Source organism: Paenibacillus sp. FSL P4-0127 (assembly GCF_038007325.1).
Classification (GTDB): Bacteria; Bacillota; Bacilli; order Paenibacillales; family Paenibacillaceae; genus Fontibacillus; species Fontibacillus macerans.
Window position 1 is genome coordinate 4,305,799 of the sequence record NZ_JBBOWY010000001.1, and the last position, 12,992, is coordinate 4,318,790.

The 12,992-nt window shown below is 54.9% G+C and carries 10 protein-coding genes; all 10 read left to right on the forward strand.

Annotated elements, in window-relative coordinates:
* Window positions 1-6 precede the first annotated feature (6 nt).
* Complete coding sequence (locus NYE74_RS19390) at window positions 7-3,912, forward strand: immunoglobulin-like domain-containing protein (RefSeq protein ID WP_341005124.1); 3,906 nt, start codon at window positions 7-9, stop codon at window positions 3,910-3,912.
* A 169-nt stretch (window positions 3,913-4,081) separates the two neighbouring features.
* A complete protein-coding gene (locus NYE74_RS19395; protein WP_155619386.1) occupies window positions 4,082-6,097 on the forward strand; it encodes a serine hydrolase in 2,016 nt (671 codons plus the stop codon).
* Between the two features lie 79 nt (window positions 6,098-6,176).
* A complete protein-coding gene (locus NYE74_RS19400) occupies window positions 6,177-6,869 on the forward strand; it encodes a response regulator transcription factor (RefSeq protein ID WP_270618781.1) in 693 nt (230 codons plus the stop codon).
* A complete protein-coding gene (locus tag NYE74_RS19405) occupies window positions 6,856-8,247 on the forward strand; it encodes a HAMP domain-containing sensor histidine kinase (RefSeq protein ID WP_270618752.1) in 1,392 nt (463 codons plus the stop codon). Before NYE74_RS19400 ends, NYE74_RS19405 begins: the two co-directional genes overlap by 14 nt.
* 91 nt (window positions 8,248-8,338) lie before the next feature.
* Window positions 8,339-9,580: a cell wall-binding repeat-containing protein gene (locus tag NYE74_RS19410; RefSeq protein ID WP_036622887.1), complete on the forward strand. Its 1,242-nt coding sequence runs from the start codon at window positions 8,339-8,341 to the stop codon at window positions 9,578-9,580.
* Window positions 9,581-9,720: 140 nt separating this feature from the next.
* Window positions 9,721-9,924, forward strand: a complete 204-nt coding sequence (locus tag NYE74_RS19415) for a DUF2933 domain-containing protein (RefSeq protein ID WP_036622888.1) — start codon at window positions 9,721-9,723, stop codon at window positions 9,922-9,924.
* Between the two features lie 45 nt (window positions 9,925-9,969).
* Window positions 9,970-10,677 (forward strand): response regulator transcription factor, encoded by a 708-nt coding sequence (locus tag NYE74_RS19420; protein WP_036622889.1) that lies wholly within the window; start codon window positions 9,970-9,972, stop codon window positions 10,675-10,677.
* The gene (locus tag NYE74_RS19425; protein WP_036628139.1) at window positions 10,674-12,083 is read left to right on the forward strand and encodes a sensor histidine kinase; all 1,410 of its coding nucleotides are present in this window, start codon (window positions 10,674-10,676) and stop codon (window positions 12,081-12,083) included. Before NYE74_RS19420 ends, NYE74_RS19425 begins: the two co-directional genes overlap by 4 nt.
* Window positions 12,080-12,277, forward strand: a complete 198-nt coding sequence (locus tag NYE74_RS19430; RefSeq protein ID WP_213510719.1) for a hypothetical protein — start codon at window positions 12,080-12,082, stop codon at window positions 12,275-12,277. Before NYE74_RS19425 ends, NYE74_RS19430 begins: the two co-directional genes overlap by 4 nt.
* A gap of 6 nt (window positions 12,278-12,283) precedes the next feature.
* A complete protein-coding gene (locus NYE74_RS19435) occupies window positions 12,284-12,991 on the forward strand; it encodes a biotin/lipoyl-binding protein (RefSeq protein ID WP_240751777.1) in 708 nt (235 codons plus the stop codon).
* The last annotated feature ends 1 nt before the right edge of the window (window position 12,992 follow it).

The following is a 12,992-nucleotide window of genomic DNA, read 5'->3' on the forward strand; positions in this document are numbered from 1 at the left end:
GAGGGCGTGTCGAAAACAAAACGTAGAACGCGTAAAAATATGAAACTCCGGTTCCTGATCCCGCTTTTGCCGGCCATCGGCGGGGCGATTTTGATGTTGGGTCAGGATGCGTCGGCGGCGGTCGTGAACGTAACGCTAGGCAAACCCGTAACTTCCAGCGGCTTTGCCGACCCGTACGAGCCGTCGAGGGCGGTGGACGGTTCCGTTCAGCCGACCAGCCGCTGGTACCAGGCAACCGCCGGAGAGAAATGGATTCAGGTCGATTTGGGAGATATTTATACGCTGAGTATTTGGAAGGTAACCGGTATGGGGCTCTACTATGAATGGTCCGGCGGATTGGACCCTTATCATTTTCATTTGGAAACGAGCTTGAACGGATCGAATTGGAAGACCGTGGATACGGTGCAGGGCAACACTAATCCGCTCTTTCAACGGTCTCTGCCGCCGGTAGATGCGCGTTACGTCCGGCTGGTGATTGATCAGGGGAATGCCGCCAACAATCAATGGGCGTCCGTGCTCGAATTTGAAGCTTATGGAGAATTGCTGACCGCGCCCGGGACGCCGGGGAATTTTGCGGGCGTCTTTCAAGATGGGGCTCCCAAGCTTAGTTGGGATGCCGCAGCAAAAGCGGCCACTTATGAACTTAGACGAAACGGCACGCTGATTTATTCCGGACCGCTTACTTCTTATACGGATGCCGATATCCTGCCGGCAGGAGAAATTACATACAGCGTTCAAGCGGTTAACGCCAAAGGAAGCAGCCCGGCGGCGGAAATCACCGTGAACGTTCCAAGCGAGGCGGAACGGGCTGACGAGGCCGCAGCGGCGCTGGAAATCGGATATGCGCCCGGCGACAGCGCTTCTGCGGTGACGCAGGATTTAACGCTTCCGCTTGCCGGATTAAGCGGGACAACCGTCAGCTGGAGCTCAAACGCTCCGGAAACGGCCGGCAATGACGGAAAGGTGACCCGCCCTGCGTATGCTCAGGGGGACCGCGCGGTGGAAATGACGGCGGCGGTAATGCTGGGAACGTATAAGGTGACTAGGACTTTCAACATAACCGTGCTGAGGGAACCGGCCGAAACCGCTCTGGCCAGAGCGGAGCAGGAACTTACGCTCGGGGATCTGACGGCCGTTGCAGGCAACCTCGCACTGCCTGAAACGGGCTATGGCGGAACGCGGATCGAGTGGTCTTCCAATGCGCCGGAGATCGTCGCGCCGGACGGAACGGTTCACCAGCCTGCTTATTCGAAGGGAGACAAAGATGTCACGCTGACCGCTGTGCTGAGGCTGGACGGTCTGGAGCGGGTCAAGACGTTTAACGTTCATGTCCTGAGCCTCCCGATCAACGATGAAGAAGCCGTGGCGGCCGCATATCAGTCGTTGACCTTGCCCGTAACGACGGTCACGTACGATCTGGATTTGCCGGACCGCGGGGCAAACGGTGTTTTCATGAACTGGAGCTCGTCGCATCCTGAATTTCTGAACTCGGAAGGACAGGTGACCCTGCCGAGTTATACGGATGGGGATCAGAACGTGACGCTGACGGCGACGATTTCAAGAGGAGCGTATTCGCTGACCAAGGCGTTCCCGCTGCTGCTTCCCGCTCAGCCGATTCGCCCGGATGAGGCGGCACGGCTGGCGGCGGATTCGCTAGTTCTTAATTACCCTGCGGGGATTAAAGATTCCATCAACCTTCCCCGCTCGGGCCCCTTTGACACTACGATCGAATGGGCGTCCGATCGGCCGGAAGTGTTGGATGCGGACGGCCGGGTCAACAGGCCAAGGTACACGGACGGGGATGCCGAGGTTCACTTGACGGCAACGGTGTCCAAGGATGCGGCTGCCGTGCAGAGAACGTTTCGGCTCACCGTACTTAAAGCTCTGCCGAACACGCCTTATATTCGCCTCAGCGGAACGAATCCTGTGCTGCTCGAAAGCGGAGACAGCTTTACGGACCCTGGAGCGACCGTCGTCGATAGCGTTTATGGGAGCATTCTGGCGGAAGGGATAACGGGAACGGGTTTGATGGATATAAATACCCCCGGTATTTATTCGCTAAGCTATGATTATAGCGGCGATGGATGGACGGCGGAAGGCGCCGAGCGCGAAGTTCATGTGCGGCCCCGCCCGGTGTCGGCTGCGGCCGCAAGCAGCGGCGTAGCAGGCTCCGTCCATGTAAGCGGAGCGGTCCCGGGGGCCCGGCTTGGACTGTATAACAGCGATGGGCGGCTGGCAGCTGATGGCACGGCGTCCGCGGAAGGGACGTACACATTTACTTCGCTTGCGGAAAACGGGTACTATGTGCTGCAAACGGTGAACGGTATGGCAAGTTCCCCGTCCGCTCTAATATACGTAAAGCTTCTTACGGCAGCGGACGTAGCGGCGGCAATCACAGCCGTCCCCGGCCCGGGCGAAGCGGATACGAAACTGCAGCTTCCGGCAGTGCCGGACGGGTTCACGCTTGCGATCTCCAGCAGCAGTCATCCGGAGGTCGTGCAAACGGACGGAGTCATCCATCGTCCGGCACGCGCTACTCAGGTTACGCTTGTATTGCAGGTAATCAAGGTTTCGGACGGCTCCGGCGCGCTGACCGTCCCGATCGCGATTACGGTTCCCGGCGTTCGAACCGGCGGCGGGGACGACGACGGCGGTCAGAACAGCGGGAGACGGAGCGGCGTATCGGTTAGCAGTTCAACGCTTCAAAAATCGTTCCTGTACGAACAAGGCCGTTTGGTCGTGGTTTATACGCCTTCGGCCGCATATTTGGAGCAACGGATCCGCCAGGCTGAGCTTTCCGGCATGGACCACGCTTCCATTGAATTAACGAATGAGACAGGCGCCAGCCGAGTGATCATTGCTTCCGATCTTTTGCGCAAATTCGATCAAGCCGGCACTTCCATCGTGTCCAGATACGCGACGTTCCGCCTTTCGGAAGAAGATCTGCTAAAACTGGCCGCGGAAGGACGAAAGCTGGAGGTCACTCTTGAAGCGGAAAGCGGCGCCGGTTCGGAATTGCTCAGTTCATGGGCTTCCGGCGAAGGGCTATCGGCGGCGGGACCCGCAGTGCGGATTAGCGCTGCGGTGACGGGAACGCCGCGAGTCGTTCTGCCGCTTGATCAGAACTCTGCCGCATTACCGGCCAACGGGGGAACGGCGGATGATCCGTTTATACTGGCTTATTACACTGACGGTACGAGAGAGAAACTTCCTGCCGCATTCGTTTATGATGACGTTGGCCGCATCGTTGGCGTTGCCTTTGATTTGACGGCATCGGGCACTTTTGCGATGGCCGTCAGTAGAGATGCGGCGGCGCCTTCCGAAGGCGTGAAGCCGCCGGCAGCTTCCGGAAGCGGGGCAGCCCCCGAGCACAGCTGGAGCGATGCGCGGGAGCACTGGGCGGACGGCGCGCTGCGGGCGCTGGCTGTACGCGGATGGATGCAGGGTTACGAAGACGGCACGATTCGGCCGGACCGGCCGGTAACGCGCGCCGAGTTTGTTTCGGTCCTGGCTAAAGCGCTGGGTAAAAACACGGATGAAGGCGGAAGCGCTGCGTTTGCGGATCTGGAAGGCCACTGGGCGGCCTCAGCCGTACAGGACGCCTATGCCCAAGGCTGGATCAACGGTGTATCCTCCGAATCGTTTGCCCCGGATGCGCCGCTGACCCGGGAACAGGCGATCGTGATTTTAGCGAAGGCGCTGGGAGCGAGTTCGCCGGATTCGAACCAGAACCTGTTGAATAGATTCACGGATAGAGATCAAATCACCGCTTGGGCCGCTTCGGCGCTGCAGCAGGCGGCTGCTTCCGGATGGATCGTCGGTTATCCGGACGGTACGCTGAAGCCAAGCGGAACGCTCAGCAGGGGCGAAACCGCAGAATTGCTGATCCGGGCATTTGGCCTAGAGTCATAAACCCATTAAAGAGCACGGTTACTTGGACAACGGGTAACCGTGCTTTACATTTCTTGCCATCCGATTCCATGTCTTGATTTAAGATTACATTAAGGTTGCATAGAAACCGGATTAAGATTGCTCCGGTACGCTTATAGCGTACTTTATAAGCGAAGGGAGAGAGCAATCAATGAACATGTGGCGGACGTTCCGCGCCAAAGCGGCCGTTGCCTTGGGGATCGTGATGATCACAGGCGCTATCGGCGGCGGAGGGAGTGCCGGATTGCACAATACCGCTTCCGCAGCGGAAGAGGGGCCGCGCGATCCCGAAGAAGTGGGGCGGTTTTTCGATGAATTTTTCGCGGATCCTGAAATTGCCCAAAATATGGCCGGAGCCGTGGTTATGGTCGTGAAGGGCGATCAAGTCCTGGCCGCAAAAGGGTACGGATACGCGGATACGGCAAAAAAGCTGCCCGTGGATCCGGAGCGCACCGTATTTCGAATCGCTTCGGTTTCGAAAGTGATTACCGCTACGGCGGTAATGCAGCTGGCAGACCAAGGGAAAATCGACCTGGACGGGGATATAACGCCCTATTTGGGCGGCGTCCGCATCCCCAATAAAACGAACGCGCCGCTGACGATGAAAAGCTTATTAACGAACAGCACCGGATTCGACTACGGGGACACCTCCGAACTAACGTCGCCGGATTTGAAGCGGGAGGTTTCTTTAAAGTCTTTCATTAAAGATAATGTTCCCACCGTCGTTCAGGAGCCCGGCAAATACTACCGCTATGACAACCTCGGTTTTACGCTGCAGGGATATGCCGTTGAGCAGGTTGCGGGCCAGCCTTTTGAAGAGTATGTCCGGGAGCATATCTTTGAACCGCTTGGGATGGCAAGCAGCGGCTTTCGGTTTACGCCGAAAATCAAGGAGCAGCTGGCCGTCCCCTACGATGTGACAGGCAAGCCAATTCCGCAATATGCTACCGTTCCGACCGTGCTTCCTGCCGGCGGCATGTTTTCGACCGGCTCCGATATGGCGAAATTTATGATCGCGCATCTGAACGGCGGCAAGCTGGGAAACGCCAAGATTTTGGATGCGGCGTCGGCGGCGGAAATGCATCGTCCGCAGCTTGCCATCCATGCGAAGCTGCCGAACATGGCGTACGGGTTCGAATATTCCAACCGCCAAATCTATAACGGGCGTTATGTGGTGGAAAAAGGCGGGGATATGGACGGATACCATAGCGGCATGTGGCTGCTGCCGGAGGAAAAGGTCGGCGTATACGTCAACGTGAATAAGGATTTTGACTTCCGGGTTCCGTTGTTCGAAGCTTTTATGGATCATTATTATCCGGAGAAAACCGCTGCCGGGGAACTGCCGCCTAACACCGATCAGCAGTCCTTGAAGCCATTCGAAGGCGTCTACAGCGACCTGCGGAACCGGATGTGGACGACCCGCGTTCGTACCGAAGGCGGTCTGCTGATCGCGACCGACCCGCTGGGCGAACACCGGCTGCGCGCGATCGAACCACTGTTGTTCGAAGACGAAAACGGCGTAAAAGCCGCGTTTAAGCTGAATGACGACAACACGGTGCGGGCTTTTTATTACGATCAAAAATCGGACAGCTGGTCGCAAAAAATGCCCGAGCCCCGGCAGTATCCGGATATTGGCCCGGACCACCCTTATGCCGCATATATCAGCCACCTGCGCCAGCTTGATATCATCGGCCGGGAAAGCGGGGAGGCGGCATTCCGGCCCGAAGAGCCGATCACCAGAGGCGAGTTCATCGGCTGGTTCATCCGCTGGACCGGGATCGCTCCGTCAAGGCAAAATCCGGTATTCGCGGATATCGCCGGCAGTCCGTATGCCCAAGAAATTCAAGCCGCTTATGAATTCGGTATTATCAAGGGGGCGGGCGGGGGCAAGTTCCATCCGTCCAAGCCGATCACCCGGGAGGAAGCGGCCAGCCTGGTCTGGAATATGGCAGTCGCTTACCTGCATGCGGCTCCGAGGGAAGCGAAGCTAAGCGGGACAACCGGCCCGTGGGCGCTTGAAGGAGTTCGTTACGTTGTGGCGAAAGGATTATATGGGCCGGAAATCGCCGGCTCGCCGGGCAGCGCTCTCGACTACCGGTCGCGGGAGCCGATGCTCCGGCAAGAAGCGGCTGCGCTGTTGTCGAAGTTCGCGGATAACTTATACTGATGGAATAGTAAAGTCCCTTTTGTTTGCAGAGCCGCTACTGTGAACAAAAGGGCACATTTACGTATACGGGGTGAGGGGAATAAAAGCGATTTTGATCATTGACGACGAAAAAGAAATCCGCGAGCTGCTGGGGATCTACCTGAAAAATTACGGTTACGGCACTTTTGAAGCCGAAAACGGACAGGAAGCGCTTGAGCTTTTTCAAAAAGAGAAGATCGATCTGGTCCTGGCCGACGTGATGATGCCGGAAATGGACGGGATTGAATTGCTCCGGAAAATGCGGCAGCACTCCCATGTCCCTTTTCTGTTTATTTCCGCCAAATCCGACGATATGGACAAAATTAACGGGCTCCAGCTTGGAGCGGATGATTATATCGGCAAGCCTTTTAATCCGCTGGAAGTCGTCAGCCGGGTTCAGGCTTTGTTCCGCCGTGCGGATTCGTATCATACTCCGGAACAACGGGAACAGGAGCTTATCGAGATCGGCGACGTCGCCCTGGATCTGCTGAGCTGCAAGCTGTACAAGCAAGGAGAGTATAGAGAGACGACTTCTTATGAATTTAAAATTTTGGCGCTGCTGATGAGAAACGCGGGACGGGTTTATACGAAAGCGCATATTTACGAGCAGGTATGGGGCGAGGAATATATGGGGGATGAAAATCTGGTGATGGTCTATATCAGCAAAATCCGCGACAAGATCGAAGACAACCCCCGAAAACCCGTTCATCTCGTGACGATTAGGGGGCTTGGCTACCGTTTTGAAAAAGCATAACCGACATGGAGGCAAGCGGCCGCTCAAACGTTTGTTTCTGTTGAATTACACCGCGATTACCGGCCTTGTGCTGGCGGCGATCATCTTGGCTTTGCTCAATATGGATTTCCTGATGAACCGTTTTTTCGACAAAACTCCGGATTTCAAGCAAATCAGTGCGGGCGATCTGTACGAAGCGGACGGGACTTTAAACGGAACCTTGCTCAACCGGTACAGCGGCTGGCTGGAGCTTTTGGATGAAGCGGGGAATGTCATCGCCACGGAAGGGCAGAAACAGGACGATATCGCTGCCTACAGCGGGGACCGGCTTTTTGCCGAAATCGATATGTACCGTAATGATCGCTATATTACCTATCATCCTTATTCGGTGGAAGGACCCAATGGCGAACGGTACGTCCTATTATGGAAAACCCCGGAACTAAACGATAAGATGCTTCTTGCCGTCGGTATTTTTGCGGCTTCCCTGCTCGTGTTCCTGATGGGGGCTCTGTTCTTCTACACTCGGTATTCCGTTCGCCAGTTGAAGAAGCCGCTCCAGCAAATCGCCCAAGGCATCGGGGAGATGGAACGGTTCCACTACGAGAAGCGGCTCCATTTTGAGGCCGAACAGGAATTTGCGGAAATTCGCGATGCCTTCAACGACATGGCCGAACGACTGCAGCAGGCGTCCGCAGCCAAAGCAACGGCCGAAAAGAACAAGCAAAATCTGCTGCTGCACCTGTCGCACGATCTAAAAACGCCGATTACGTCGATATTGGGTTACTCCCAGCTGCTGCTGGACAACCCGCCGGCGGACGAAAATGAGCGGCGGAAATATGTCCAATACATTCTCGATAAATCCTCTTATATGAGCAAACTGATCCTGGATTTGTTTGAGCTGGCGAAATTGGATGACGAGCACCTCAAGCTTAATTTGCAAAAAGTGAATCTGACCAAATGGTACCAGCAAAAAATCGCGGAATTTTATCCCGAAATCGAGCATCACGGCTTCCGCTTGCGGGCGGAAATTCCGGAAACGCCGCTGCATGTCATGATGGACCTGGTGCATATGGACCGTGTAGCCGCCAATCTGATCGGAAATGCGCTGAAGTATAATCCGCCGGGGACCGAACTTTATGCGTCATGCGAGGAACAGGACGGGAAAGCCATTCTATGGCTGGGGGATAGCGGCTTAGGTTTTCCGGAGCGGGAAAGGGAGCGGCTGTTTGAGGAATTTGTCCGCGGCTCTTCTTCCGGCAAGGAAGGTACGGGACTGGGGCTGGCGATATGCCGAAAAATCATCGAGCGTCACCAAGGCGCCATGGAGCTTGTGAGCGATGCCGATTATCCGACATTGTTCCGGATTCATTTGCCAAGCGCAAGCGTTCAATCTCCATAAAAACCACACACTTTCTTCATTTTCTCTGTTTAAAATAGTTATCACCTAATAACACTAATTAGGTAATAATGAGAATTTGCAGGAGGTTTGCATGAAGAAATCTGTCAAGCTTGGCGCGGCGGTTTTGGCCGCGGTGTTTGTGTTGTCGGCATGTACCAATACGGGCGGCAAGGAGGCGGCGGGGGAGGCGAAGGTTGAAGGCTCCGCCGCTCAAACCGCGAATGAATCCAAAGCGGGTGCGACCGCGGTGGCTGCCCCCTGGATCGCCTCCAAAAATACGACCCGGATCAACACCGATGATCCCGTGAATGCGGCGGTGGCGGTTTCCCGTTCGCTATGGATGGCGACCGGCGAGGATAACCGGCCCGGAAGCGTCATTCTCACCTCTGCGGACCCTTGGCAAAATGCCGCGGTCAGCGCCGATTTGATCCATCATCCCAGCAATGGCCCGATTTTGTTTGTGAACAAAGACGGCGTTCCCGAAGCCACGGCAAATGAACTAAAAAGACTCCAGCCCAGCGGTGTGGCATCCAACCAGGGCGTTCAGGCGATTTTGGTGGGGGATCTCGGACAAGGCGTTGAAGATCAGGTGAAGGAGCTGGGCTTCAAAACGGACAAAATCGCCGCCGACAATCCCGCAGCTTTGGCCAAAGCGATCGATGCCTATTACGCAAAAGCAGCCGGGGACAATCCTTCCTCCGTGATCATCGGTTCCATGGACAGCCAGGAGTACACCATGCCGGCTATCAACTGGATCGCGCATATGCCCGAACCCCTTCTGTACGTCAAGCAGGACGAAATCCCTCAGGAAACTAAAGAGGCTTTGCAAACACGGGGAGGCAAGGCGAATATTTACATATTGGGTCCCGAATCCGTGATTTCGGCCAAGGTTGAAAGTGAACTAAAGTCATTCGGCAATACGGTGCGCATCTCCGGAGATGATCCCTATGCCAATGCGATCGCTTTTGCCAAATATAAAGATGAGCAAACCGGGTTCGGGTGGGGAATTACCACGCCGGGCCACAACTTTTCTTTTGTGAACGCCGCTTCGCCGTCATTGGCTATTGCGGCCGCCCCTTTCTCGCACTTGGGAAAACACGCTCCATTACTGTGGACCGATCGGGAAGGGATGCCTGAATCGGTGATGTCCTACGTGATGTCGGTTCAGCCTACGTATGATCAGACTCCGACGGAAGGCCCCTACAATCATTCCTGGCTGACGGGATCGGCGGCAACGATTAGCGAGAAGGCGCAGGGTGAAATCGATTCGATGCTGGAAATCACGGCCAAGTCGGGAGCAGGGCATGGAAGCATGCACGGAACGAGCCACTGACAAATGCAGCTGCCTTTTTAGCAGACACGGTTCTTTAGAATCGTGTTTGCTTGTTTATCCGCTGTTTCCACATCGTTTCTACACATTCCTTTTATAGAATGGACTTATCAAGGATTGAAATGTTGAAGGAGGAAGGCAAGATGGATTGGTCTTGGTTGCTGGTGCTGGTTTGTCCGCTGATGATGATTTTTATGATGTTTGGCATGAAGGGACATGGGCATGTTCATGGGCGAGGGGATCATGCGCATCATTCGGCAAACGAGCAAGCGATTCGGGCGGAACTGGACGAGCTTAAAGCGCAAAACGAACAAATAAAGCAAGCGCTCCAAAAACTGTCCCGGTAAATTAAGCTATAATATTCTGTATGCGTAAGAAAGGGAGTGGCCGCCGTGTCAAAGCTACAGGTGCTGGTTGTGGACGATGAATGGAATATGCGCAATTTGCTGCGTATCTATTTAACGCGGGAAGGATTTGAGGTGAAAGAGGCGGCAAATGGCTACGAAGCCTTGGACATGGCGGAAAAACATCGGTTTGACGTCATTTTGCTGGACATCATGCTGCCCGATATGGACGGGTGGCAAGTTTGCAAAAAGATCCGGGAAAATGACAACGTAGCCATTCTTATGCTCACCGCACGTTCCGAAACCAAGGATAAGGTGCATGGGCTTGGCATCGGCGCGGACGACTATTTGACCAAGCCGTTCGAACAGGAGGAATTGCTCGCCCGGGTGTACGCCTTAATCCGCCGTGCGGCGATGACGGAAACCGCCATCAAACCGGAGCCCGTATTGGAGTTTGGCCATCTTCGAATCCTCCCTGAAGGCAGGGAGGTTTATATCCATGACACCCTGGTGGAGTTCACTCTCAAAGAGTTCGATTTGTTGCTGACGCTTGCTAAAAACGGGCAACGCGCGTTCGGCCGCGAGCAATTGGTGAACTTGATTTGGGGAAGCGAATACGAGGGGGAAGTCCGGGTCGTTGACACGCATATTAAAAATATCCGGGATAAGACCCAAAAAGCGGGACTCGGGTTTAATCCGGTTCAAACCGTTTGGGGAGTAGGTTATAAATGGAACGGGGCGGGCAGTTCCCAATGAGCGGAAATAAAATAGGCTTCAAGCTCGGCCTTGTCATTCTCGGGGCGTTTGTCGTGGTGATTGTGTCACTGGGGCTCTCCATTGACCGGATGTTTACGAATTTCTATAGTGCGGAAATGAGAACGGAGGTCAACGAACTAACGACCCATTTCACCGCGATGAGCGAACCGCCGGATATGCTGTCCGAAGAAACGATGCTGAAATTCGCCGATTTTTCCAATGTCAGCGTCCTCTATATTAACGAGCAAGGAAACGTGCTGGCAAATTCCGGGCCTTACGATATGACGGACCGTACATTTATTAAGCCAAGGGACGTTGAACTGCTGTTCGCCGGGCGGACGGTCGAGTCGGAATATGCCGATCCGAATGGAGCCCGGTATTTTATCGCGGCCAAACCGATATTTGATGCAGCCGGGAAAAATATTACGGCGGCCGTCTACGTCTTGTCTTCGACCAAACATATGGATGAATCGCTCTCAGCGGTAAGGGGCGTTCTGGTTCTGGCGGGAGTGGGGGCACTTCTGCTTGCCTTGGGAATTGCTTGGATCATCGCGCGGATTTTGTCCAGGCCGCTAGTGCAAATGCAGGTTGCGACCCGCAACATTGCGGCCGGCGAACTGGAAGCCAGATTAGCGATTCGGCGGAACGATGAAATCGGGATGTTGGCGGATTCCATCAATCATCTGGCCGTGGAGCTTCAGCGGTACCGGGATACGCGGCAGGAATTTTTTGCGAATATATCCCACGAGCTGCGGACTCCGATCACCTACTTGGAAGGATACGCGAAAGTCCTGAAAAACCGGCTCTACGATACGGTGGAGGAAAGGGACCGGTATTTGGAGATTATCCACGAAGAGGCGTTTCGATTACAGCGCTTGGTTAATGATTTGTTTGAGCTGGCCAAAATGGAAGAAGGAAAAATCGCGTTGTCCCTGGAATGGATCGATTTGGCGGAAATTGCCGATAATGCCGTACGCAAAGTGCAGCTGAAAGCGGAGGATAAGGGGCTGCGGCTGCAGACGATAATCAAGGATGCCATTCCTTTGGTTTACGGGGACGGCTTGAGGACGGAACAGATCGTGCTTAATATCCTGGAAAACGCGGTGCGTTATACGGAAAAGGGCGGCATCACCGTTGAGCTGGATCAAACCCCGGCATATGTATGTTTGGCCGTCCAGGATACCGGCATCGGAATTCCCGCAGACGAGCTCCCGCTGATTTTCGAGCGGTTCTATCGCGTGGAGAAATCGCGCTCGCGGCAGCATGGGGGCACGGGGCTTGGGCTGCCGATCGCCAAAAAACTGGCGGAGCTGCAGGAAGGGGAACTTTTGGTCAGCAGCAAGGTTGGCCAAGGAACGAGATGCGAGCTTCGCTTTGCATCCGGGCAGCGGGAGGAACCGGCATGAGAAAAACGGAATGGCTTATCGTTACGTTAATTATAGCTATGGGGCTGTCGTGCTTGTTCCTTTCGGCCTCCTCTTTTCGGGAATTGTCTTTGCTTCAGCTCGGGCGATCCTTGGGACGAACTTGTCTTCCGATGATGGCCGCGGTGGGGATCGTAGGGTTCGTTTACTGGTGCATTCAAAGAAAGCGGAAATAACAGGCCATGAGGAAGTTATTGAACCGCAAGAACATCATGTATGTTCTGCTGGTTATCGCGCTGGTGTTGGGCGGCACTTTCATGGCGCTGAAAGGGAAGGACGCCGTCACCGTCGCCGCCTCGGAGAAAAGCGCGCTGCTTGCGGCCGATTCCGTCAATCAGGCCTTCCAAGGCGTCGGCGGCAAAGTCGTATCCATTGCGGTGGAAGAACAGCAGCATGTAAAAAAGGGCGAAGTCCTCATGCAGCTGGATACGACGGACATCGACCTGCAAATCGCCAAACTGGAGGGCGATATCCAGCAGGCGAAATTAAAAATTGAGCAGGCCCAAAAGTCGCTTGACGTCCAATCCGAAAAAATCGTGACCCAAGAAAAGCAAAGCGAGCTGGATCTAGAAGGGGTGAAAGCGGCGGAAAGCCAGGTCATAAAAGGCACGCGTTCCGAAGATATCGAAAGGCAGGAGCTGGTGGTCGAAGCCGCCAAGCAATCGGCCGCGGCCGCCAAAGCCGCCGTGGAATCGGCCAAGAAAAATTTGGCGGTAGCGGAGCTTTCCCTAAACGCCAAGCAAAAAAGCGCCGATCTGGCCCAAACCGGCTACGTGCGGATTAAGAACCTTTACGAAAACGGGCTCGTGGCTCAGACCGATCTGGAATCGGCCGAAAATCAGCTCGAGAACGCAAACATCGCCTTAGAAACGGTTGCAAAATCAAGTTGAC

Excerpts from the sequence above, each read along its gene's own strand:
- NYE74_RS19410 (WP_036622887.1), top strand. The coding sequence starts at position 8,339 with ATGAAGAAATCTGTCAAGCTTGGCGCGGCGGTTTTGGCCGCGGTGTTT.
- NYE74_RS19415 (WP_036622888.1), top strand. The coding sequence starts at position 9,721 with ATGGATTGGTCTTGGTTGCTGGTGCTGGTTTGTCCGCTGATGATGATT.
- NYE74_RS19435 (WP_240751777.1), top strand. The coding sequence starts at position 12,284 with ATGAGGAAGTTATTGAACCGCAAGAACATCATGTATGTTCTGCTGGTT.
- NYE74_RS19430 (WP_213510719.1), top strand. The coding sequence starts at position 12,080 with ATGAGAAAAACGGAATGGCTTATCGTTACGTTAATTATAGCTATGGGG.
- NYE74_RS19395 (WP_155619386.1), top strand. The coding sequence starts at position 4,082 with ATGAACATGTGGCGGACGTTCCGCGCCAAAGCGGCCGTTGCCTTGGGG.
- NYE74_RS19425 (WP_036628139.1), top strand. The coding sequence starts at position 10,674 with ATGAGCGGAAATAAAATAGGCTTCAAGCTCGGCCTTGTCATTCTCGGG.